The 25,424-nt window shown below is 30.8% G+C and carries 18 protein-coding genes and 2 tRNA genes; 10 read left to right on the top strand and 10 right to left on the bottom strand.

Annotation, left to right across the window (positions count from 1 at the left end; genetic code table 11):
* The 7 genes from AACZ53_RS05820 to AACZ53_RS05790 form a co-directional block, all read right to left on the bottom strand.
* A partial coding sequence (locus tag AACZ53_RS05820) for a 3-hydroxyacyl-CoA dehydrogenase NAD-binding domain-containing protein (protein ID WP_339835712.1) occupies nt 1-2,244 on the bottom strand: 2,244 nt, incomplete at its 3' end.
* 11 nt (nt 2,245-2,255) lie between these two features.
* Nucleotides 2,256-2,711, bottom strand: coding sequence for a MarR family transcriptional regulator (locus AACZ53_RS05815; RefSeq protein WP_339835709.1), 456 nt, complete (start codon nt 2,709-2,711; stop codon nt 2,256-2,258).
* A gap of 201 nt (nt 2,712-2,912) precedes the next feature.
* Entirely contained in the window at nt 2,913-4,694 is a 1,782-nt protein-coding gene (locus AACZ53_RS05810) for an AMP-dependent synthetase/ligase (RefSeq protein WP_339835706.1), read from the bottom strand.
* Between the two features lie 168 nt (nt 4,695-4,862).
* Nucleotides 4,863-8,522, bottom strand: coding sequence for a phosphoribosylformylglycinamidine synthase (purL, locus tag AACZ53_RS05805; RefSeq protein WP_339835704.1), 3,660 nt, complete (start codon nt 8,520-8,522; stop codon nt 4,863-4,865).
* Between the two features lie 186 nt (nt 8,523-8,708).
* Nucleotides 8,709-10,547, bottom strand: a complete 1,839-nt coding sequence (locus AACZ53_RS05800) for an endonuclease (protein ID WP_339835702.1) — start codon at nt 10,545-10,547, stop codon at nt 8,709-8,711.
* Nucleotides 10,548-10,698: 151 nt separating this feature from the next.
* On the bottom strand, nt 10,699-11,343 hold the full coding sequence (locus tag AACZ53_RS05795; protein WP_339835700.1) for a DUF1579 domain-containing protein: 645 nt from the start codon (nt 11,341-11,343) through the stop codon (nt 10,699-10,701).
* Nucleotides 11,344-11,364: 21 nt separating this feature from the next.
* Complete coding sequence (locus AACZ53_RS05790; protein ID WP_339835697.1) at nt 11,365-12,915, bottom strand: hypothetical protein; 1,551 nt, start codon at nt 12,913-12,915, stop codon at nt 11,365-11,367.
* Between the two features lie 163 nt (nt 12,916-13,078).
* Here AACZ53_RS05790 and AACZ53_RS05785 point away from each other — a divergent pair, with 163 nt between their 5' ends.
* The 4 genes from AACZ53_RS05785 (at nt 13,079) to AACZ53_RS05770 (ending at nt 15,389) form a co-directional block, all read left to right on the top strand.
* On the top strand, nt 13,079-13,504 hold the full coding sequence (locus AACZ53_RS05785) for a PaaI family thioesterase (protein ID WP_026716444.1): 426 nt from the start codon (nt 13,079-13,081) through the stop codon (nt 13,502-13,504).
* Nucleotide 13,505: 1 nt separating this feature from the next.
* Entirely contained in the window at nt 13,506-14,537 is a 1,032-nt protein-coding gene (locus AACZ53_RS05780; protein ID WP_339835692.1) for an isochorismate synthase, read from the top strand.
* Nucleotides 14,534-15,250 carry a bacillithiol biosynthesis deacetylase BshB1 gene (bshB1, locus tag AACZ53_RS05775; protein ID WP_339835689.1) on the top strand — a complete coding sequence of 239 codons (717 nt, stop codon included), beginning with the start codon at nt 14,534-14,536 and terminating at the stop codon, nt 15,248-15,250. Before AACZ53_RS05780 ends, bshB1 begins: the two co-directional genes overlap by 4 nt.
* A gap of 63 nt (nt 15,251-15,313) precedes the next feature.
* Nucleotides 15,314-15,389: transfer RNA gene (locus AACZ53_RS05770), tRNA-His, on the top strand.
* A 92-nt stretch (nt 15,390-15,481) separates the two neighbouring features.
* On the opposite strand, the gene AACZ53_RS05765 is transcribed toward AACZ53_RS05770, so the two are convergent.
* Entirely contained in the window at nt 15,482-16,507 is a 1,026-nt protein-coding gene (locus AACZ53_RS05765; RefSeq protein WP_339835687.1) for a M28 family metallopeptidase, read from the bottom strand.
* A gap of 154 nt (nt 16,508-16,661) precedes the next feature.
* On the opposite strand from AACZ53_RS05765, the gene AACZ53_RS05760 reads away from it, so the two are divergent.
* Nucleotides 16,662-17,243: a tRNA-(ms[2]io[6]A)-hydroxylase gene (locus AACZ53_RS05760; RefSeq protein WP_339835685.1), complete on the top strand. Its 582-nt coding sequence runs from the start codon at nt 16,662-16,664 to the stop codon at nt 17,241-17,243.
* On the opposite strand, the gene AACZ53_RS05755 is transcribed toward AACZ53_RS05760, so the two are convergent.
* Nucleotides 17,234-18,475, bottom strand: coding sequence for a glycosyltransferase (locus AACZ53_RS05755; protein ID WP_339835682.1), 1,242 nt, complete (start codon nt 18,473-18,475; stop codon nt 17,234-17,236). The two genes, AACZ53_RS05760 and AACZ53_RS05755, sit on opposite strands and share 10 nt — an antisense overlap.
* Nucleotides 18,476-18,651: 176 nt before the next feature.
* Here AACZ53_RS05755 and AACZ53_RS05750 point away from each other — a divergent pair.
* Nucleotides 18,652-18,736 (top strand) — tRNA-Ser (locus AACZ53_RS05750).
* Between the two features lie 84 nt (nt 18,737-18,820).
* On the opposite strand, the gene AACZ53_RS05745 is transcribed toward AACZ53_RS05750, so the two are convergent.
* Nucleotides 18,821-19,315, bottom strand: coding sequence for a thermonuclease family protein (locus AACZ53_RS05745; RefSeq protein WP_339835679.1), 495 nt, complete (start codon nt 19,313-19,315; stop codon nt 18,821-18,823).
* A gap of 90 nt (nt 19,316-19,405) precedes the next feature.
* Here AACZ53_RS05745 and AACZ53_RS05740 point away from each other — a divergent pair, with 90 nt between their 5' ends.
* From AACZ53_RS05740 to AACZ53_RS05725, 4 genes are all read left to right on the top strand, one after another.
* Nucleotides 19,406-19,594, top strand: a complete 189-nt coding sequence (locus AACZ53_RS05740; protein WP_339835677.1) for a hypothetical protein — start codon at nt 19,406-19,408, stop codon at nt 19,592-19,594.
* A gap of 893 nt (nt 19,595-20,487) precedes the next feature.
* Nucleotides 20,488-21,756, top strand: coding sequence for a HAMP domain-containing sensor histidine kinase (locus tag AACZ53_RS05735; RefSeq protein WP_339835675.1), 1,269 nt, complete (start codon nt 20,488-20,490; stop codon nt 21,754-21,756).
* 64 nt (nt 21,757-21,820) lie between these two features.
* Nucleotides 21,821-22,582 carry a LytTR family DNA-binding domain-containing protein gene (locus AACZ53_RS05730; protein WP_339835672.1) on the top strand — a complete coding sequence of 254 codons (762 nt, stop codon included), beginning with the start codon at nt 21,821-21,823 and terminating at the stop codon, nt 22,580-22,582.
* A gap of 341 nt (nt 22,583-22,923) precedes the next feature.
* Complete coding sequence (locus AACZ53_RS05725; RefSeq protein ID WP_339835669.1) at nt 22,924-25,350, top strand: hypothetical protein; 2,427 nt, start codon at nt 22,924-22,926, stop codon at nt 25,348-25,350.
* The last annotated feature ends 74 nt before the right edge of the window (nt 25,351-25,424 follow it).

Here is a 25,424-nt window from a genome sequence, read left to right as displayed (position 1 = left end):
AGCCATAACATATGCTAATTTGTTAGCAATTTTTTTATCGTGTTCTGAAATATATTTACCAGCTTCCATACTATCAGTTCCAACTAAAAACATACCTAAAGCTTGTTTTCCTAAAACTTTTATATCTTTTCTTCTTGGCGCTTGAGTGTATCCTTGTTCTGCCATTTGCATTGCTACTAGTTTTGCAGTTGCAATTTGACGGTCTTTATTTACAACTACAATGTCTCTTCCTTTTAAAAGAACTCCATTATCGAAGCCTTCGTAAGCAGAAGTAGCCACTTTTGCCATACCAACGGTTAAGAAATATTCTTGTAAAACATTTAATTCAACGTCATTTTTACGGAAAAGATCAGAAGCTCTTAAAGCCATTTCTTTAGAACCACCACCACCAGGAATTACACCAACTCCAAATTCTACTAAACCAATATAAGTTTCAGCAGCAGCAACAGCTCTATCAGCGTGCATTGTTAATTCACAACCACCACCAAGAGTCATTCCGTGAGGAGCAGCGATAACTGGAATAGCTGAATAACGACAACGCATCATAGTGTCCTGGAACATTTTGATAGCCATGTTTAATTCGTCATATTCTTGCTCAACAGCCATCATAAAAATCATTCCTAAATTTGCTCCAACAGAGAAATTAGTTCCTTGATTTCCAATCACTAAACCGTTATATTCTTTTTCGGCAATATCAATTGCTTTATTGATTCCTTGTAAAACTCCAGCACCAATTGAATTCATTTTTGAAGTAAATTCTAAATTGATAATTCCATCACCTAAATCAGTTATGATAGAATCGCTGTTGTTCCATATTTTTTTGCTTTCGCGAATGTTATTTAAGATTATGAAAGCATCTTGTCCAGGAATTTTTTCTACTTTTTTATTAGTGATAGAGTAGAAGTAAGTTGAACCTTCTTTTATGGAGTAAAAAGAAGTCACTCCAGAAGCTAACATATCATTAACCCATGTAGCTGGCGTATAACCTTCTGCTTTCATTAATTCGATTCCTTTTTCAACTCCGATTGCGTCCCAAATTTCGAAAGGACCATTTTCCCAACCGAAACCAGCTTTCATAGCATCGTCAATTTTGTAAAAGTCTTCTGTGATTTCTGGAATACGGTTTGAACAGTATTGGAACATTGAAGCGAAGTTTTTTCTGTAGAATTCACCTGCTTTGTCTTTTCCTTTTACTAAAACTTTGAATCTGTCAATTGGTTTGTCAATTGTTTTTGTTAATTCTAAAGTTGCGAATGAAGCTTTTTTACTAGCTCTATATTCTAAAGTATCTAAATCTAATGTTAGAATTTCTTTACCTTCTTTTTTATAGAAACCTTGACCCGATTTACTTCCAAGCCATTGGTTTTCCATCATTGTATTTACAAATTCAGGTAGTTTGAATAATTCATGTGATTCGTCGTTTGGACAATTTTCATAAATTCCGTTAGCTACGTGAACTAAAGTATCTAAACCAACGACATCGACTGTTCTAAAAGTAGCTGATTTTGGACGACCGATAACTGGACCAGTTAATTTATCCACTTCTTCAACGGTTAATCCCATTTCTTTTACTTGGTGGAATAAACTTTGGATTCCGAAGATTCCGATTCTATTACCAATAAAAGCTGGAGTATCTTTAGCTATAACTGAAGTTTTTCCTAAGAATTTTTCACCATAACCATTCAAGAAATCTAATACATCTTGAGAAGTTTTTGGACCAGGGATTATTTCAAATAATTTTAAGTAACGTGCTGGATTGAAGAAATGCGTTCCACAGAAGTGTTTTTGGAAATCTTCACTTCTTCCTTCACTCATAAAGTGAATTGGAATTCCAGAAGTATTAGAAGTTATTAAAGTTCCAGGTTTTCTGAATTTTTCAACTTGTTCGAAAACTAGTTTTTTAATATCTAGTCGTTCAACCACTACTTCAATAATCCAATCTACATCAGCTATTTTTTTCATATCATCAGTAGTATTACCAGTAGTAATTCTATCGGCAAAACTTGAATGATAAATAGGTGATGGTTTCGATTTTAAAGCATTCATTAAATGATCGTTTACTAAACGATTTCTAACAGCTTTATTTTCTAAAGTTAATCCTTTTTTTTGTTCAGCATCTGTTAATTCTCTAGGAACGATGTCTAATAATAAGACTTCGACACCAATATTGGCAAAATGACAAGCAATTCCGCTTCCCATAATTCCTGAACCAATAACAGCTACTTTTTTAATATTACGTTTCATATATATAAATGTTATTTCTTTTGTAATTCTCGTTCTAAAAATATTTTCTTATCCGAAATTAAATCGTTTATTATTTCAGCAACTTCCATAAAGTGTTGTAATTTTTCTGGCGAAACAGCCTCTTTAATTATTTCATTAAATCTTACAACGGTTGATTTTGATAAATCTCTTTTTTCTTGACCAAAAGGAGTTAGGTGGATAATTACTCCACGTCCGTCGTGTGGGTTTTTCTTTCGAATGATTAACCCTTTTTCTTCCATTGATTTTAATGTTCTGGTAAGACTTGTAGCTTCCATTCCCATTTTTGGACCTAATGCTGTAGATGAAGTCCCTTTTTCTTTATCAATACTTAAAAGAGCAAATCCTGTAGCCATTGTGGCTTCATACTTCGAAGCTTCTTCATTATACATTCGAGCGACAGCTTGCCAGGTTGCACGAAGTGCATAATCTATTGTTTTATCCTTCATAAATATTGTATTGAAACTCAAAGATAAAAAAAAATACTATGCGCGCATAGTATTTTAGAAAAAATTACAATTATTTTTCAATATTAATTATTTTTTAATAAAAGAATAATCATTTCATAATATAATGTCTTATCTGTTGCCATATTATGGGAAATTGATTAAAATAACAAAGCTCTTCTAAATTAGAGGAGCTTTGTTTGATTATTTTTCACCATATATTTTAGTGTACAGATCTTTATATATGCCAATGATAATTTTTCTTTTTAATTTCATTGTTGGTGTCAAATGTCCTCCTTCAATACTCCATACATCTGGAGTAAGTTCAAAGCGTTTAATTTTTTCCCAATTACCGAAGTGTTCGTTTGAAGCATTTACTTCTTCTTGAATTCTATCAATAACATCTTTACTATTTGCAATTTCTTGATTTGTAGAACCAATATTAATTTTCTTGCGATTGCCCCATTCTTTTATAAATTCAAAATTAGGTTGTATAAAAGCTGCTGGCATTTTTTCACCATCACCAATAACCATAATTTGTTCAATAAAACGAGATTCTTTAAAACTATTTTCTAAAACTTGAGGAGCAACATATTTTCCGCCAGATGTTTTAAACATTTCTTTTTTACGATCCGTAATTTTTAAGAAACCATCATTGTCAATTTCACCAATATCACCAGTGTGGAAGTAACCATCGTTTGTAAGCACTTCTTTTGTTTTTTCTTCTTCTTTGAAATAACCAACCATAACGTTTGGTCCTTTACAAAGAATTTCTCCGTCTTCAGCTATTTTAACTTCAACACCATCTATTACCTTTCCTACAGTTCCAACTCTAAAACCACCATTTCTCATGTCATTAACAGAAATTACAGGTGAGGTTTCAGTCAAACCATATCCTTCCATAACAGGAATATTTGCTGCACAAAAAACTTTTGAAAGTCTCGTTTGTAAAGCAGCACTTCCGCAAACTAATAATTCTAGTTCACCACCAAGACCTTCTTGCCATTTGGAGAAAATTAATTTACGAGCTATTTTTAATTGGAATTCATACCAAGCACCATTTTCGCCATAAGGTTTATAGTTCATACCTAAGTCTAAAGCCCAGAAGAATAATTTTTTCTTGATTCCAGTTAGAGCATCGCCTTTAGCATAGATTTTGTCATAAACTTTTTCTAACAATCGAGGAACAACTGACATTACATGTGGATGTACTTCTTTTAAATTATCACTAATCTTTTCGATACTTTCTGCAAAGTAGATTGAAATACCGTAATATTGATATAAATAGGTAAGCATTCTTTCAAAAATATGACAAATAGGTAAGAAGCTTAAGGCTCTTGTATCTCCAGCTCTTAAAGGTACTCTTGGAGCACTCATTAATACATCTGAAACAATGTTTTGATGCGTTAGCATAACACCTTTTGGTCTACCTGTTGTTCCAGAAGTATAAATTAAAGTAGCTAAATCTGTTGTAACAATGGCATCTTTCCTAGCTTCAACTTGGTCTTGATTATCTTTGTTTTCACCTAAAGTTAAAATTTCTTTCCAGTTTTTACAACCTTCAACTTCGTTGAAAGAATATACTTCTTTTAGTTTTGGAACATTTTTTTGAATGGCTTTGACTTTTTGATACACTTCATCATCCGATACAAAGCAGTAAATTGACTCAGAATGATTCAAAATATATTCATAATCTTCTTCTGAAATCGTTGGATAAATAGGAACATTTTGAGCACCAGTTTGTAAAATACCAACATCACAAATATGCCATTCTGTTCTGTTTGAAGAAGAAATAACAGCAATTTTATCATTTACATTTACTCCTAAACGTAATAAACCTCTAGAAATAGCATTAGCTTTATCTAAATATTCTTGTGTTGAAGTTTTTATCCATTCGTCACCATATTTAGTAACTAATGAATCAGATAAACTATATTTTTCTAATTGGTGATAAGGAAAGTCAAACAATCTAGTAATTGTATTCATATTTTTGCATGATTAAGTGAATGCAAATTATGAAAATTTAATTAATTAAGCAATTTTTTATGAATATGATAATCTGTTTGATTTATCTAGTTGAAAACAAGAATATTATGCATGCATACTAAAATAAAAGCACCCTTTAAATTAAGTTTTTAAAGGGTGCAATTTGTATTATTTTTCTTCAATCCATTGTTTTGCATTCACAAAAGCTTCAATCCAAGGAGAAACTTGATCGTTTCTGTCTTTTGGATAGTTTGCCCAATTCCAAGGGAAAGTTGAACGCTCAATATGTGGCATCATTACTAAATGTCTTCCTGTTGTGTCACACATCATTGCTGTGTTGTAATCTGATCCATTTGGATTGGCAGGATAACCTTCGTAAGCATATTTAGCTACAATATTATATTGATCTTCTGTATTTGGTAAGTTGAACTTTCCTTCACCATGTGAAATCCAAACTCCTAAAGTACTTCCAGCTAGAGTTTTTAGCATTACTGAATTATTTTCTTGGATAGTTACAGATGTAAAGCCACTTTCATGTTTATGAGAATCGTTGTGTTTCATTTTTCCGTGCACTTCATGTTCTGGATTAATTACTTCTAATTCCATAAATAATTGGCAACCGTTACAAATTCCGACAGAAAGTGTGTCTTTTCTTTTAAAGAAGTTTTTTAAAGCTGTGTTTGCTTTTTCATTGTATAAGAAAGCTCCAGCCCAACCTTTTGCACTTCCTAAAACATCAGAATTAGAAAAACCACCAACTGCACCAATAAACTGAATGTCTTCAAGATTTTCTCTTCCTGAAATTAAATCAGTCATGTGAACATCTTTTACATCAAATCCTGCTAAATAAATTGCATTAGCCATTTCTCGTTCAGAATTACTTCCTTTTTCACGTATAATAGCTGCTTTTGGTCTTGGTTTTGTTTCATTTATTACTGGAGTTGTTCCAGTGAAATGCGTTGGGAAAGTATATTTTAAAGGTTGATTAGCAAAATTTTCAAAACGTTCTAACGATTTACCGTTCTTGGTTTGTCTTTGATCTAATAAGAATGAAGTCTCAAACCACATTTCTCTATATTGAGGAATATTTAATGTTGTTTGTTGTCCGTTTTGTGATATATTTAATGAATTACCTTCTATTGTTGTTCCGAGTTTAAAATATTCAATATCATTTAATGCTTTTTCAAATGTTGCATCATCATTAGCTTGAAGTACTAAACCAATGTTTTCAGAAAATAAAATTTTAACTAAATCTTTTTCTGAAAAACTATCGAATGAAATGTATGCTCCAAGATTTTCGTCAGCAAAACACATTTCTAAAAGAGTAGTAATTAATCCACCGCTTCCAATATCATGGCCAGCAGCAATTTGGTTGTCTTTAATTAAATCTTGAATTGTATTAAAAGCTTTTTTAAAGAAAGAAGCATCTTTAATAGTTGGCACATCATTTCCGATTTTATTCAAAGTTTGTGCAAATGAACTTCCTGCTAATTTGAAGGTATCTTGTGATAAATTGATATAATAAATTGAACCTTTATTTTTTTGAAGAACTGGTTCAACCACTTTGGTGATATCGTTACAGTTACCTGCTGCAGATATAATTACGGTTCCAGGAGCAATTACTTCTTCATTAGCGTATTTTTGTTTCATAGAAAGTGAATCTTTTCCTGTTGGAATATTAATTCCTAACTCAATAGCAAAATCAGAACAAGCTTGAACTGCTTCATATAAACGAGCATCTTCACCTTCATTTTTACAAGCCCACATCCAGTTGGCAGAAAGTGAAACACTTTTTAAATTATCTTTTAAAGGAGCAAAAACAATATTAGATAAAGCTTCAGCAATAGCAGTTCTACTTCCAGCTGTTGGGCTTACCAATGCAGAAATAGGCGAGTGGCCAATGGAAGTTGCAATTCCTTCTTTTCCTTTATAATCCAGAGCCATAACTCCAACATTGTTTAAAGGCAATTGAATTGGTCCAGCACATTGTTGTTTAGCAACTTTTCCTCCTACACAACGATCTACTTTATTTGTTAACCAATCTTTACAGGCAACAGCTTCAAGCTTTAATAATTCTTCTAAGTATTGTGGAATAGCATCAGGAAAATAATGTAAATCTGCATATTTTCTATCGATAGTTTTATCATCCATGATGGTTTTTGGAGAACTTCCAAACATATCTTCTAAGGCAAAATCCATTGGCTTAGCACCAGTAGTTTTACTTTCAAAGGTGAATCTGTGATTAGAAGTAACTTCACCAACTTGATACATTGGAGAACGTTCTCTGTCGGCAATTTTTTGTAAAGTATCTATGTCTTTTTGACCTATAACTAATCCCATTCTTTCTTGTGATTCGTTACCAATTATTTCTTTGGCAGAAAGCGTTGGGTCTCCAACAGGTAATTTATCTAAATCGATTAAACCTCCAGTTTCTTCTACTAATTCAGATAAACAATTTAAGTGACCACCAGCTCCATGATCATGAATTGATACGATAGGATTCGTTTCACTTTCAATTAAACCACGAATTGCATTTGCTGCACGTTTTTGCATTTCTGGGTTAGAACGTTGTATTGCATTCAATTCAATTCCTGAACCAAATGCACCTGTGTCTGCAGAAGAAACAGCAGCACCACCCATTCCGATTCTATAATTTTCACCACCTAATATTACAATTTTATCGCCAGGACTAGGTTTTTCTTTTTGCGCTTGAGACGCTTTTCCATAACCAATTCCACCAGCTTGCATAATTACTTTATCATACCCTAATTTTCGACCATCTTCTTCATGTTCAAATGTTAAGATCGAACCTGTAATTAAAGGTTGTCCAAATTTATTTCCAAAATCAGATGCTCCATTTGAAGCTTTGACTAAAATATCCATTGGCGTTTGGTATAACCATTTTCTTTCTGGCATACCTTTTTCGTAAGTTCTGTTGTTTGTTAAACGCGAATAAGAAGTCATATAAACAGCAGTTCCTGCTAAAGGTAAAGAACCTTGACCACCAGCCAATCTATCACGAATTTCTCCACCAGCACCAGTTGCAGCACCGTTAAAAGGCTCTACAGTGGTTGGAAAATTATGAGTTTCTGCTTTTATAGAAATGACTGATTCAAAATCGGTTTTTTGGTAAAAATCAGGTTTATCGGCACTTTTTGGTGCAAATTGTTCTACAACTGGACCTTTTATGAAAGCTACGTTGTCTTTATAAGCAGAAACAATATCATTTGGATTTTCAGCCGCAGTCTTTTTGATTAACTTGAATAAAGAAGTTTCTTTTTCAATGCCATCAATTATAAATGTTCCGTTGAAAATTTTATGTCTACAATGTTCTGAATTCACTTGTGAAAATCCAAATACTTCAGAATCGGTTAGTTTTCGATTTAATTTTTGAGATAAATTTTCAAGATATATTACTTCTTCATCATTTAAAGCTAAACCTTCTTGTTTGTTATATTTTGCAATATCTTCAATTTCGATAATAGGTTCAGGCAGAATATTAACTGTAAAAATGTCTTGATTTAATTCGTTATACTTTTGAGATAACATTGGGTCAAACTCAGAAAAATCTTCAGATATTTTAAAGAATTCTTCAATTCTAATAATATCTGAAATTCCCATATTTTGAGTAATTTCAACAGCGTTTGTACTCCAAGGTGAAATCATTGCAGCTCTAGGTCCAACAAAAAAATCCGCAAGAACGGATTTATCTATTTTATGTGCGTTACCAAATAACCAATTTAATTTAGAAATAGTTTCTGCCGAAAGTTCGCTTTGCACTTGTACGGCAAAAACAGTATTACTTTCGTTTCCGAAGAAATGAATCATTGTGTAGTTGTTTTATTCCGCTACGCTCCATACAATTCGGCTACGCCTCGGGTGTTGTTGTTGTAAGTGCAAATTTAGTTTAAAAAGTAGAATTTACAAAGAGGCATTTAAATACTTTTTAACTTTTTTGATGGCAAAAATGTTAAAACAAAAAAGCTTCCTATTTTACAAGGAAGCTTTTTAAAATTAGTTGATAATTATTCGTTTGGTTTTAGCAAAAGAATCTGTTGTAATTTTTATTAAATAAATTCCGCTTTGTAAATGATTTATATTTAAAGTTGTTTCTGTACAATCCTTTTTTGAGTAGACTTTTTTCCCTAAAGTTGAGTAGATTTCGATTGAATAGTTTTTAGTATTTTCAATTTGAATTGAGAACAATCCATTTGAAGGATTTGGATATAACGCAAAATCAAAATTGTTTGTAGTTAAATTTCCCTCAACTTTAGTGCTAACCAATCTATTTCCAATTCCATTGCAAGTATCTGTAGCATAAACAGTCCAATCACTTGATTTGTTGAAAGTAGCTTTTGGAACTGCTACATTAGAATTACGTCTCAGTGTTTCATTAACAGAAAAATTAGCGCTTCCACCATTGAAAGTACCAATTATATCAATTAAAGTTCCGTTTTTGAATAGTCCAACAGCGTCATTTCCATTAAAAGTCATTTCAGTTGCAGTAGTTGATATATTAGCACTTGTTTTAGAATAACAAGTTGATGCAATTGAACTATTAACTAAGACAAACTTTGCTCCATTTGTTAAAGTTCCATTTAATGCAATTCCAGTACTCCAAGAACCAGCACCATTTGTTTGTTTTTTTACCACATAAGTTGATAAACTGATTGAGCTACCTGTATTATTAGAAATTTCTAGTGCCTTGTTATTTGAAGAACCTTCTAAATACTCAGAAAAATACAAATCAGTTACCAAAGAAGTAGCTGTTGTAGTTGCGTTAATTATTGAACTGTTATTGGAATAATTGCCAGCAGCATCTTTTGCTTTTACATAAAAAGAATAAGTTGTTCCACTTGATAAACCTATAATAGATGAAGTAGTTGAAGTTACTGTGACTTTTAAGTTACCATTCATATAAACATCATATCCTGAAACACCAACATTATCAGTAGAAGCAGACCAATTTAATTGTAAAGTTGAAGTTGTATTATTTGATGCTAATAGATTCAATGGAGTAGTAGGTGCAGTTGTATCTGCTACAGGAGCTGTTCCTCCCCAAATTTGACCAACATATTCTGGATGATCAATATAGGGATTTCTATTATTTTGACGTACATAAATAGCGTTATTTCTAGCAATTTCTCTTGCACTAACAGGATCTTGATTGTGCCATGAAATTAACATGTCTAAGAAAGAAGAGGTGAATACTTGATTACTAGTTCCATTAAACATTGCGAAAGAATAATTGGCAACAGTATTTTCGTAACGTGTTGCAAAGTAAAAATACATTCTAGCAATATCACCTTTAAATTCATCTATAGGTTCAAAAACAGTTCCATTATAACCAGAAACAGCGCTTAATCCTAATTTGCTTCCATTTAAAGAAGTCCATGTCGCAGTAGAAACATCTCCATGAGGATAATTAGAACGCATACCATTTACTTTTCCATCTGTTGGAGGAATATGATGCGCATCTGAAACCATCGGTGCAGCTGAATTAAATACGGATTGAGGAATCATATGTTCTCTATTGTAGCAATTTCCTTCAGTGCTATAGTTTCCACATTGATTTGTACTGTAACTGTAAGTGTAAGGATCAGATCCATTTGGGTTTTCTGAATATAAATCCATAATTGAATTGTCATTTTCGTACTGATTATCTCTGTCAGAAGTGGAGTAGGTTGTCCACAAACCAGCATAACCTTTGTCGGAATGTCCTTTGATTTTGTTGTAAAGTTGGGTTTTTAAAGTGTAACCTGTTCCTGTTGCTGTACTGTAGTAACCAGAAGGAATCTGAGCCATTGCTAAAAAAGGCAAGACAAATGCCAATAGCGTTAATTTAGTTTTCATAAGTTTATTAATTTGGGTTTTATAAATATATAAAAAAATGATTTTACTATTACTTAGATTAGTAAACTTAAATGAAACTTAAACATTTAGTAATAAAGCAAAAAAAAACTGCCCATTTTAGGACAGTTTTAGATTATTGATAAATAGTGTATTATCTTTTTTTAGAAAGAATTTCCATATTTTTGAATTCAGTTCCGTCAGAATTTACTTCAAACATTTCCATTTTTTGATTTTTATCATCCATAAAAGTTATAATTTCTTTTACTTTTTTCTCTTTTCCAGTTACAGGATCAACCATATTTCCATTAAAAGTGATTGATTTAGTAGTTTCATCATATTGTCCACGTGAAACTAGCATTCCAGTTCCCATATTATCAATCCAAGTAATTATGAATTCTTTTGAAGCATTGTCATAAGCAGTTATTCCTCTTCCTTCAAAAGACATTCCAAACATTTCTCCTTTAAAAGTTCCTTCTTGGTATTTTCCGTCAAGAATCATTTTGTAAGTGGCTACTGAATTTGCTTTTTGAGGTTCTGGACTATCAGGCATCCAAAAAGTCATTTCAGCATCCCAAGTTCCAGTGTCTTTAGCTAACATTTCGTGAGCTTTTGATGGAGTTGCATAATCGGTCCAAGCTTTTGCTATAGCTGCAGAATCTAGAGCTGTTTCAATAATTGTTTCTTCTACGAGTACTTCATTTTGTTTTGGAGTTGGTTCAGTTTTTTTAACTTCAACTTTTTTACACGAAGAAATACTTAATGTAAGTGCCAATATTGGCAAAATAATTTTTTTCATGATATTTATTTTGTTGGTTAATTAGTCAAATATAATAAAATTATAAGCACCCATGTCATATGAAGTATCTCTAGGTTTGTTTAAAATATCAAATGTTCCTGTCGAAAAGCTACTGTTAGCGGTTCCTTTAGCAGCAGAATCACTTCCAATTATTAATTTATTATCATTTGGAGCAAGGAAATCAGGTTTGTTTTGGGTGGAATTTAAAGCTCTAATACAATCTTCAAATAGAGAGTTATCAGTGAAATCATATTCAGGTAAAATAGTGTATTGATTATTAGTGTCAATAAATTTAATTAAACAATTGGTGTATTTAAAGTTGATTGTATTACTTTCTATTTTATGTGATATCCCTAAATTACTTGAACCATAAATAATACAATTATTAAAATTAGCTTTTATTAATTCAAATTCCGTTTGTCCTTCATAATCGTCTAATAAAATACATGTTTGATTTGGACTCGACCAATAATTTGCAAAAGTACAATGCGTAAATTCGTAACTTCCTCCAAAACTTCCTTGAAAAGAAGCTTCTCCACAATTGTTTATCACCATATTTTTACCATCAATATAACCTGTTGTTGCATATAAGCCAATGTTTGAACAGTTGTAAATTTGGACATTATTTATTGTAGTATTTACAGAATTAGTTCCGTCATTTCCATTAACATATAAGCCTATAACAGCATTTTTGATAGTTAAATTGTTCATTATGTTTGAATAACTTCCGTTAGTTAGCCAAATTGTTCCCCATTGACCGGGAACTTCAGAAAAATCAGGTTCTAAACGATCACCTTCAAAAATCACTTCGTTTTCTAGGGCATCTGTATCTGATGGTAAACCATTTACTTCCAAGGAAGCATTATTAGCTACTATGATTCCTGAATCAGCATGAAAATGGATTCTTGCACCTGCTTCAACTGTTAATTTTTCTCCATTTGGAACGACAGCGTATCCATAAATCACATAAGGTTTGGAGTTATTCCAAATCAATTCATTTCCATTAATTGGATCATTTGTGTCTAAATAGCTAACCCGAATATTTTGAGGTTCATCAACTGTTCCAAGATTTAATTCTTCATATGAATAAGTATTATCTGAATTTTGCATACGTTGAGGATAAATAAAATAGGCATCTTGAATTAAGGTAACCAATTCTACTTTTTGCTGACTTGCTCCAATTCCAAATTCAATAAAATCTGTATATAAAAAATCTGTTGGATTAACATTGGTAACATCTTCAGTTATTTCAATAAAAACAAACATACTGTCTTTGGCAAGCATTTCTATGTTCGAAAATTCTTTTCCTGGAATTCCATCTACCATTAATCGGTATTTTGAACTTTGTCCTTTATTTAATCGAATTGTTGGAATAGAAATATTTTTATCACTTTTATTATAGACTTTTAAGGTATAAGTACTTGATCCAATATTTGTAAAAACAGTATCCAGATAAACAGTGTCTTTTGAAAATTCTAATCCACCTGAACTTGTTTCAAAATCAAAATCACTTCTGCAAGAAGTTAATGAAGCTATAAGTACAACAAAAAGTAATCCTATATATTGACGCATAAATAAACTGAATTTTCGTAAAAGTAATTATTAATTTTAAAACGCTATTTATGGAAACGAAAAAAAATTGATTTTAGTCTCAATTAACAATCTATTATATAAAGTTATGTTTCAAAAGATATAAAAATGAGTAAATTTGTATTAAAATATAATATATAATACAATGTTTGATAAAGATAAAATGCTTCAATTGTGTAACGATTGGTCAAAAAACACTTTGATGGAAACGTTAGAAATTGAATATATTGATGCTGGAGAAGATTTTTTAACAGCTAAAATGCCTGTAAATTCGAGAGTTCATCAACCCATGGGATTGTTGCATGGTGGTGCAAGTGTGGCTTTAGCAGAAAGTGTAGGAAGTGCAGCTTCATTATTATTTGTAAATCCTGAAAAATCTGAAGTTAGAGGAATTGAAATTTCTGCCAATCATTTGAAAGCTAAACGTGACGGAATGGTTTATGCAACGGCTAAAATTGTTCATAAAGGAAGAAGCATTCATTTATGGGAAATTAGAATTACGGATGAAAGCAATAATTTGGTTAGTTTATGTAAATTAACGAACATGATTTTACCAAGAAAAGTACGTTAAAATGAAAATTTTTGTAAAAGCGAAAAGTCAATTTAAAAATAACTTACCTTTTGTTTTATTTGCTAAACCTAATGAAAATCAACTAAATGCTTATTTTCAGAGTGATAATGAATTACATAAATTTATTAATCAAAGTGGATTTGTATTTACGTCTTTTGAAGGTTTAACAAAAATCGTTTTACCTAAAGAGAATTCAGCATATTTTGAAGAAGAAATTGATTTCAATTTAAGTTTTAAATCCGAATCAATTCAGATACCAACATTGAATGAAGATAAAATTCATTTTGAAAATTTAGTAAATAATTCAGTTGAAGCTATTAAATCAGGTAATTTTGAAAAATTAGTAGTTTCAAGAAAAATTGATTTTTCGGCTGGAATTGATGTGTTTCAAACGTATGAAAACTTATTGAATGCGTATTCAACTGCTTTTCGGTATTTATTTTTTCATCCTAAAGTTGGAATTTGGATAGGAGCAACACCAGAACAGTTAATTAAAATTAATAACGATAAGTTTGAAACGGTTGCTTTGGCAGGAACGCAATTATACTCGAATGAAGTGCATTGGACATCAAAAGAAATTCAAGAGCAACAATTTGTGACGGACTATATTATTTCTAATTGTGAAGAATTAGCTTCAACTATTGAAGTTTCTGAATCATTTACAGTACAAGCGGGAAAATTAGCACACATAAAGACTAAAATTTTCGGAACTATTTCTAAGGAAAATGAAGTAGCCTTAATTTCAAAATTACATCCAACTCCAGCTGTTTGTGGTTTGCCCAAAGAAAAGGCGAAAGAATTTATCTTGAAAAATGAAAAGTATGATAGAAAATTTTACGCCGGATATTTAGGAGAATGGAATATAAATGAAACTACCAATTTATTCGTTAACTTGCGATGTATGGAAATTGGTAAAAAGAATTCAATTTATGTAGGTTGTGGTATTACAGAAGATAGTGTAGCTGAAAACGAATTTATTGAAACTCAAAATAAGTCAGAAACCATTAAAAATATAATAATAACTAAAGCATGAAATTAGATATATTAGCATTTGGAGCACATCCAGATGATGTTGAATTAGGAGCAGCAGGAACTATTGCTAAAGAAGTTTCTTTGGGTAAAAAAGTCGGAATTATCGATTTAACCAGAGGAGAATTAGGTTCTCGAGGTTCTGCCGAAATTAGAGATGAAGAAGCTAAAAAAGGAGCAGAGATCTTAGGAGTTTCGCTTAGAGAAAATTTACGTTTTAGAGATGGTTTTTTTGTGAATGATGAAAAACATCAATTAGAAATCATTAAAATGATTCGAAAATATAAGCCTGAAATTGTTTTATGTAACGCAATTGATGACCGACATATTGATCACGGAAAAGGAAGTAAACTAGTAAGTGATGCTTGTTTTTTATCAGGATTAATTAAAATAGAAACATCATTAGATGGAGAAAAACAAAAACATTGGCGGCCGAAGCAAGTTTACCATTATATGCAGTGGAAAAACCTTGAACCAGATTTTGTAGTCGATGTAACCGGATTTATGGATATTAAAACACAATCTGTTTTAGCGTATAGTTCTCAATTTTATGACCCAAATTCAAATGAACCGATAACTCCGATTACTTCAAAAAACTTCTTAGATTCTATAAAATATCGTGCAGAAGACTTAGGTAGATTGGTTGGTGTTGATTTTGCAGAAGGTTTTACGACTGAAAGATATTTGGCAATCAATAGTTTAAGTGATTTGAAATAAAATTCTCTTTTTTTTGTTTGTAAAATAGAAAAACAGTAGTATATTTGCACTCGTTAAATAAATGGTGATTGTAGCTCAGTTGGTTAGAGCATCGGTTTGTGGTACCGAGGGTCGCCGGTTCGAACCCGGTCATTCACCCTTCTTTTAAGCTCCAAAGTAATTTGGAGCTTTTTTTATACAAAAAAACCACAAGTTGTTAATTTGTGGTTTTATAATTTTATGAGAATTAAATTACTCTCCGTTTCTATCAGCTATAATTCTTTTTTCTCTGTTGGCAATTTCCCAAGCATCAGCAAAAGCCAATTGTGCTCTTTTTGTCATTAATTCATAGTTGATTTTTTCAGGTGTATCACTTGGTTTGTGATAATCAGCATGTACTCCATTAAAAAAGAAAATTGAAGGAACACCATTTTTAGCAAAATTATAATGGTCAGAACGGAAATATATTCTTTCAGGATCATTTCTGTCGTTAAATTTATAATCTAAATCTAATCCGACATATTTTGTATTCATTTCTTCATTAATTTGATGTAATTCGGTACTTAATCTATCCGAACCAATTACATAAATATAATTTGGTTTTTCTTCATGTTGTGGATCAACTCTTCCAATCATATCAATATTGATATCTACAACTGTATTTTTTAAAGGAAATAATGGGTTTTCTGAATAATAGCGAGAACCGTGTAAGCCTTTTTCTTCGGCAGTAACATGTAAAAATAAAATAGAACGTTTTGGTCCATTTCCTTCTTTTTTAGCTTGAGCAAATGCTTGAGCCATTTCTAACAAGACTACAGTTCCAGAACCGTCGTCATCGGCACCATTGTATATTTCATCGTTTTTCGTTCCAACGTGATCATAATGAGCCGAAATGACTACAATTTCATCAGGAAATTCACTACCAGGAATAAACGCCCAAATATTTTCTGAATCAACACCTTTGTTTCCAAATTTTTTAGTCATAAAAGCTGCGGGTACTTTTTGGTAATAACTGCTTGCGCCTTTTGGATAATTAATTCCTAAACTTTTATAATAGTTTATTAAATATTCACCTGCTTTTTTTTGTCCAGCTGAACCTGTATCTCTTCCTTCCATTTCATCACCAGCTACAATATATAGGTGTTTGCTTAAGTCTGTTTTATCAATAATGTTGATATAAGTTCCTGCATTTACCTCTTTTTTGCTTTTAACTGAAGAACTTGTTCCGCAACTGTAGAAAATTAGTCCAATTATGCTATACGCAATTATTTTTTTCATCTTAGTGTTATTTTAAGTGCATTTATTATTTCAAAAATAGGATTTTTATTTTTAAGATTTAAATTATTAATTTAATTAGTATCGTTTATATTAAATATGTTTCAAAATTTAGTCATTAAAATTAAAAGTTTATTTTTGCATAAAAATAATTACAATGTTCAAATTAAAACTTCCTACAGATCCACGATGGGCAAGAATAGCAGAATCTAATATTGAAGAAGTATTAACAGATCACGCTTGGTGCGAACAAAAAGCAGCAAGTAACTGTATTAGTTTGATAACAATGTTACCCGAACACACACACATTATTACAGAACTGATAAAAATAGCTCAAGAAGAAATGGAGCATTTTGAACAAGTTCATGAATTGATTAAATCTAATGGTTGGGTTCTAGGTAGAGAACGCAAAGATCATTATGTAAATGAATTATATCAATTTATGTTAAAGGGTGGAAGTAGGCAAACACATTTGGTTGAACGTTTGTTGTTTTCTGCAATGATTGAAGCAAGAAGTTGTGAAAGGTTTAAAGTGTTGTCAGATACTATTGATGATAAGGAAATGGCAAAGTTTTACCGTGATTTAATGGTTAGTGAAGCTAATCATTATACTATTTTTATAAATTTTGCAAATGAAATTGGGGAAGGAATGGATGTGAAAAAGCGTTGGGAAGAATGGTTAGCTTATGAAGCTAAAATTATTGAGAGTTATGGCAATTCGGAAGCTATTCACGGATAATTATTTTTTGTTTTTTCCTCAATCCATTTACTCATATACATGGTGCTTTTCAAAGTATGATGGTTCAAAATTTGTCCCATAAAATTTTGTGTGCGATGATTTTCTAGGTTATCAAGTAGGTTTTGAATTTGTTCTGCAAAATCCTTTTCAAAATTCTTCTTATTAAAAGTTGAATTTATGATTTTAATGCCATTGATTTGAGATTGTTTCCAAATGTCTTTATTGGTAAAAAGGGAAACGGCTTTATTAGTAAATTCAATTGGATTATCTGCAACAAAACCATTCCAATTTAGTTCGTTTTGCATGCCTTCAGCTCCAATTTGTGTTGTAATATTAGGAGTTCCAAATAACATTGATTCTATTAATTTACCTTTAATTCCAGCACCATAAGGAATAGGAGCAAGTAAAATTTTGTGTTTTTTGAATACTGATGCACTGTTTTTAGCTCTACCTTTTATAATGAATCCTTCTTTTAGGTTTTGCAATTGTTTTGCTTTTTCTGGCAGATAAGCACCATAGATGTGTAATTCAGCCTGTGGCAATTGTTTTTTAATTAAAGGCCAAATAGAATTTTTTAATTGCAATACAGTTTCCCAATTTGGTTTATGATAAAAATTTCCGATAGAAAAAAAATGTTCTCTTTCTTCAAATTTCGGGTAATCTTCTAAAAAAGTTTCATCTAATTCATTGTACATCATTGGAATATAATGTAATAGTTCAGGTGGAATGCTAAATGTATTAACCAATAAATTATATTCAAATTTTGAAATAATTAAAGTCAAGTCACATCTATAAATTGAAGCTATTTCACGTTTCGCAATTTCATTTTGAAGATCTTTTTTTTCAAGTTTTACATTTTGTTTAAAACACTGCATTCTAGCTTCACGCAAAAAATGTAAATCTTCAGTGTCTAATATTTTTATGGAGTTTGGACAATTTTGAGTAACACGCCAACCAAATTGTTCCTCTGTCATAAATCTATCAAATAGAACTAGGTTTGGGTTTTGTAGTTTTATAAAATCGTCAAAAGAGTTATTATTTAATTCAATTGAAATTGATTGAATACCTAATTCAATCAAATTCACAGCAAATTCAGAAGTGGAAGATATTGAGGTAAATACAATTTCATATTCAAGTTTCTTGAATTGTTCAATTAATTGCATCATTCTTTGTCCTGCAGCAGTTGAATTTGGTTCAGGCCAAACAGAGCCAATAATAACGATTTTTTTCATAAATTATAACTTATGGCAAAGGTATAAAATAAAATGTTGTCTTATAAAAATATGATTTTTAAATAGATAAGTTGTAAGCAAAAAAAATATTTTAAATTATATTAAAAAAGGTTTGTAGAAATAAAAAATGATACTATATTTGCACTCGCATTACGGAAGTAGTGTGAGTCTTTTTTGGAGAAATGGCAGAGCGGTCGAATGCGGCAGTCTTGAAAACTGTTGACTGTAACAGGTCCGGGGGTTCGAATCCCTCTTTCTCCGCTGAATTAAAACCCTAACCACTGTTAATCAGTAAGTTAGGGTTTTTTATTTCTAGTTCTAGCCCACATTTAGTCCACAATCATTTTAAAATTTATTTACTAAAGAATATAATCCTTTTAAGCTATTTTTAGCTTGTAAATTCCACTCTTCATACATTGGAAGCATTTCACAGAAAACCTCGTTATATGGCTTTGCATAGCCTTCTTTTATCATAATTTCATTTAAAACTCTATCATCATTTAAAATAAGATAGCCTAAATGTCGACCATATTTATCAACTAAATTATTTTGTTCTTGTACTAATGTGCATAAATCACCTAAATTAACTTGATCCTTTAAAAAGTTAAACGACATAAAACCCAATTTTATTAATAGTGCAGCTGGAAGTTGTAACTCTTTTTCATCTTGTTTTATCTTATTACAATAATTTATTTCGGGTGCATCTATACCTAAAAATCTAACTTCAAATTCCTTTTTTGAAATAATATCTTCTAAAATAATTCCATCACCATCAACAAACTTTACAATTTTCAGAAGGTTTTTTTTAATCGTTGTTTCTTTTGCGTTAAAATGCATCATATTACTTTATTTAATCCGTTGTAAATCAGTATTTTATGATGTAAATTTAGTAATTTTTTTTTAATAAATAATAATCTAAATTGTACAGAAATGGCACAACAAAAAGGACATGTTAAGTATGTCGGAACACTGGGTGAAGTTAGACACTTCAAAATTAAAGGTAACACTGGTTACTTTGCAGGATTAAAAGGAGGACCAACAGGAGAGCAAGTAAAAACCGCTCCGGGTTTTGTTCGTACACGTGAAAACATGTCTGAGTTTGCACAATGGCTACTTTAACTACTGGAGAACCTATTGAAGCACGATGGAAAGTTGATAATGGTGAAGCAACACTTAACCATAGAATTTTATCATTGATTCGCACTGGTAATTAGTGTCTTTTTTGACATCATAAACGTATCATTTGTAAATTTTTAACAATTTAAATTGCTTCTTAACAAAAGAGTATAAGTAAAAATTTATAATAACTAGTGCGTTTTCTACCTCTTAGTATTAAAAAAGCAACAAATTGCTATTGACTTAATCTTTAAAAAAAGCACATACACACTAGCCAAGACAATTTATTTTCCATTACAACAATAAAAAATTAGCATAAAGTTGCTTAATTTTTATAGCTTTTTGGGTATTTACTTTAAACACTTTTGTAAAATCAAACAAAGATTTTATAAAAGTGTTTGTCTTTTAATTTATCACTTAAGCAGTATTTTATACACTTATTTATTGGCATATTGTTTTAATTAGTATAAAGTATACATTTGTTTCTAATTATTTAATTTTTCGTAATTTTTTAAATAATTCAAATTTTTAAGCACTGGGATGATTTTTAAATTTCTACTAGTTTTATAGTAATACGTTCTTATTTGTTTGTTAATCCCAGTGTTTATATTGAATATAAATATAGTGAAAATTTTAATAATAGTATTAAAATTTTCACTATATTTATATGTAAATAATGGTAATTAGCTTCCATTTATTACACAAACCTGAACACTTGTTCAATTTACTTACCACTTGTTCAATTTAATGACCACTTATACCTTAAATACATACTTGTATTTATTGATGTTTTATTTTAAACTATTGACTTACTAAATTTGCTTTTTTTATTTTAAAAATAGTTTTTCTTAGTAATCCTTAAAACTTTAATTAACAAACAATATTACCATTTTGAAATGCTAAAAACAGCCATTTTATTATTAATGTTTTATCATATAAATTCCCAAGATAATACAAAAAAATCTCAACTTTTAAAATTAGAAAGTAATTTAGAAAGGCAAATTTTTTTAATCGATTATAATGGGTGTAATAAGAGCATTGGTAATAGCGACATTTATTCACATAGACCTAAATTAGGAGTAAGCAAAAAAACTAAAGTTTGTAAAACTTTAGTTTTGTATCAAACAGATTCTTTAAACAGCTATCAGAATTTTTTTATATATTTTTATTCCATTAATTATTTAAAAAAACAGTTGCACTACAGTTTCTCTTTAAAGGATAAAAGTGCTTGGAAAATAAATAAGAGTATTATTTATGAAGACAATAATATAAATAGCGATAATAAAACAAATGCTACTTATCTAGACACAGGTATGTTTGGACTAAAACATAATACTATTAACTTAATATTTTTATTTTTATTTATGCTTTTTGTTTCTGTTTTTATTTATAAAATTTTATTAAATAAAAAAAGCTCTTTAATATTAAACGAAAAGAATAAGGTCATAAACAATCAAAAACAATTATTAGAACTTTCGAATGAAACGAAAAAAAAATTATTTGCTTTGATATCACATGATCTAATAAATCCCTTTAACGCATTGCTAGGTTATTCCCAATTGTTAAAAGATGATTTTGGTGCGATGAGTGATATGCAGAAAATGAAATTTATTGATGTGATTTACATAGCAGCAAACAATAATTATACTTTAGTAAAAAATTTGCTAGATTGGTCTAGAACACAACAAAATTTAATAACTGTTAATAAAACACACCTTAATTTATTTGTTCTTATTGAAGAAACAATAAAACCTTATGATTTATTAGCAGAAAACAAAAATATAAAAATCATTTTACCCCAAAATTTAGACATAGTATGTCATGCGGATGAAATACTTTTAAAAAGTTGCGTTAGTAACGTTTTTTCTAACGCCATTAAATTCACCCCTAGAAATGGTGCTATTGAATTTAGCATAGAACAAAAAGAAAATTGTTTTCAAATAACGATATCTGATACTGGAGTAGGGATGAGCGATAAACAAATTAATAGTTTACTTAAATTATTAGAATCTAATACAACTTTAGGTACTGAAAATGAAACAGGAACAGGTTTAGGAATGTTAATATGTAAAGAATTTATGGAGCTACAAGATGGTCTTTTAGAAATAAGAAGTCAAATTGGAATTGGTACCTGTGTAACTTTAAAGCTTCCAGATATTAACTAAATTTAAAATAGGTCCTAGATGTTTTTTAATTATCTATATGTATAGTAACTTCTAAAAAAAAAAAATGAAAAATTATAAGGCTCTTATTTTAGATGATCAAATTGAGAACGTTGAATTAATAAAAATATACCTTCAACAACATTCTGTTGCTTTTGCTGAAATATATACAGCAACTACTTTAAAGGAAGCAATATCTATTTGTGTAGAGAAACAACCCGAAATTTTGTTTCTAGACATTTCTTTGGGAAATGATGAAACAAGTTTTTCAATAATTCAGAAATGTTCCATTGAATCATGTGAGATTATTTTAATAAGCTCTTATGATAAATTTGCTATTCAAGCCATTGAATATAGTGTTTGTGCTTATTTAATTAAGCCTATTAGTGCTTTCGAATTAATGAATGTAGTTGACAAAGCAATTAAAAACCTAAGAAACAAACAAATTTTAAAAAACACTCAACTTCAACTAGATAATTTAAATTCTTTTTCAAAAAAAGAGGTGATAATTGCAATTCCAGCCGTTGATAAAATTAGTATTTTAAATATTGAAGATATTATTTATTGTGAAGCAGATGGCAAATACACAAAATTTTATTTAAAAGGTGATACAGAACATGTTTCCTCACGCAATATTGGGGAATATGAAAATTTGCTCCATTTAAGTTCTTTTTTTAGAATACATTATAAATTTATTATTAACATCAATTACCTCAGTAGTATTGATAAAAGGAACGGGTATTATTGCGAATTAAAAAACGGTAAAAATTTACCAATTGCCAAAAGAAGGCAAGATGCGTTTAATAAATTTTTAAGATTAAAAATTTAGATTTGATGCTTGTCAAACCAGTTATTTCCTAAAAGTTACCACTTATTTATTTAAACCTTGACTTTATTACAATAAGCCTAATATTTGCATCTATTATCCAAATATTTACGACTCATGATTAAATCTAAAATGTTTTCCACTAATTTTTTTATGACAGTTTTTCTGCTGTTAACGAGTTCACTAAAAATTTTAGCCCAACCTTATGATGATGGACCCGATCCACCTCCAATGCCAATAGACAATTATATCTATCCTATGATGCTTATAGCATGTATAGCAATGGTTTATTTTTTCGCAAAAAAGAATATAAACAAAAAAAAAAACCCTTAAACAAAAATAATTTGAAAACAATTACATTTTTAAACCAGAAAAATAAGCGTTTTTTTAGAGCTCTTATTGTACTGCTAGTTACTGGTAGTTTTTACGGACAAGTTCAACAGAATAGTTCCATATTTATAGGCGATGCAGGTGTGTTAGCTATTCATACTACACCTTATAATTTCGGAGCGTCTCCTGTTTATACTACCACAACAAGAACTGCCGTTAACTACGGCAAACTATACTTTTCAGCAGGAACAAACTTGGCTTCGGCTACAGATGCAAACCATGTAAATGGTTATGTTAGTTCTTTTGCTAATGTAGATTTTACCTTTCCTATTGGTAATGGTACTGTCCTTGCACCGGCAAGAGTACAAAGTGCAAATCTAACAGCAACTTATGATGGGGCCTATTATAGTGCTAATCCTTTAATTATTGATGCAGATCTTAATCTAAGTACATTAAAAGCAATTTCTACTTCTGAGTATTGGGATATACAAAGCACTTCAAGTGCTGCATTATCGCTAACTTGGAGAGCAGGTAGTAATATAGCAACTATGGCAGCAAGTATAACACTTGCTGATGTAGTTATTGCAGGATGGAACGGAACGCAATGGGAACAAATTCCTTCTGCAGTAGATAATCTTTATCTAGGTTCTGGTGCAACTAGTAATTTAACAGTCGGTTCAATAACTTCAACAATTCCTGTAGATTTCAGTACTTACTCTAAATTTACAATCGGAGCAAAAGGATCATGTGGTCCTTTAGTGGCTTCAAATGGACTAGTTAGAATATGGAATGGTTCGATTTGGATAGACACTTTAGGTTCTCTAGTTTCAGTTTCAGCTCCAACTTTAGAGAATTCAGTAATTATTCAAGCAGCTTACAATGCGGGTTCATTTTCTTGTAACTCGTTACAATTAGATGCAGACCTTACTCTTGGAGCTTATCAATACGTTGAAATTATCAATGGAGTAACAGGATCTTCAAAAATCATAATGGACTCTAGTGCAAGTGTTGTGCAAAGAGCCAGCGGAGTAGGAGTGCCAACTATAGAAATGACTAAAACAAGAACCGGACTACATAGATATGATTATGTTTACTTCGGAACGCCAGTTGCAGGTAATTTTTTAAGTGATATGGCTACGGCTAGTGCTTCAACAGTGGCAACTACAAATGCATTTTATTCATACTTAAACTATGTTACCGGTGCAGGTGGTGGTTGGGTTACTGCAACTGCAACAGAAGCTGGTAAAGGTTTTATTGCTCGTGTGGCTCAAATTGCCCCTTTTACAGATGCTTCAACAACAGACGCTGTTAGTGTCGTAATTGGTGGAGTAGCCAATAATGGAGATGTTACTTTAACAGCTACTAATGATCCTGCTCAAAACAACGGAGGAAGAAGCCATGTACTTTTAGCAAACCCTTATCCATCAGCTATTGATGGGGATAAATTTATAGAAGAGAATACAGCTTTAGATGGGGTTCTCTATATTTGGCAATCTGCTACCAGTTATTCAGGGTCGGGTCAATACAATCAGGCAGATTATTTAGCCTATACTAAAGCAGGTACTGTAGCCACTGCAATTATTGGAACATTTGACGGAAAAATCCCTTCAGGACAAGGGTTTAGAGTTAAAATCCTTCCAGATGGTTCAAACCCAACAACGGTTGCGGCTACAGCTAATATTAGTTTTACCAACTGCATGCGTGTAACGGGTAATAACAGTTCTTTTTATAAAAATAGCCAACAAAACACAACAGCAACTAGAGACCGATTTAAAATAAACATGACCGGTGATAACGGTGTGTTTAGTCAAATTTTGGTAGCTTATTTACCCGAAGCTACTTTAGGCTACGACAGAATGTACGACGCAGGTAGAAATTCAGTAAGTACGGCTCAGTTGTACAGTATTTTAGAAACTAATGGAAGTAGATTGTCCATAAATGCTAGACCAACTTTTGTCAATACAGATACGGTACCTGTCGGAGTCAGAAAAAGCAACACAAATACAGAGTCTTTTGTACTAAGTATAGCAGAACAAGAAGGTGTCTTTACAGACCCTACTGTAAAAGTATATTTACACGATAAAATAGCCAACACTTACCACGACTTCAGTACGGGAAGTTTTAACTACACTACTAATGAAGCTTTAGTAGAAAACAGGTTTGAAATTGTGTATCAAACAACTGTGTTGTCTAATGAAGAATTTACATTGCCAGAAGCTACAGTGCTATTAAACAACAATGCACTAAAGGTTGCATCAATCAACACAATCAATTACATACAAGTTTATGATGTAACAGGTAGAATGATTGAGCAATATCAAGCAATTGAAGCTACTACTTTCGAAGGAAAATTTAACCACGAAGAAAGTGTTTACATCGCAAAAATATTTTTTGATAGTGGTGCAGTGATTAGCAAAAAATTAATTCACACTTCAAAATAGTTGTAGATAAAAACAATAAAAACAATAAAAACAATAAAAACAATGAAAAAAACAATTATTACATGTGCCTTATT

This window comes from uncultured Flavobacterium sp. (assembly GCF_963975005.1).
In the GTDB taxonomy this organism is placed as follows: Bacteria; Bacteroidota; Bacteroidia; order Flavobacteriales; family Flavobacteriaceae; genus Flavobacterium.
This window is presented reverse-complemented; position numbering and strand designations above follow the sequence as displayed.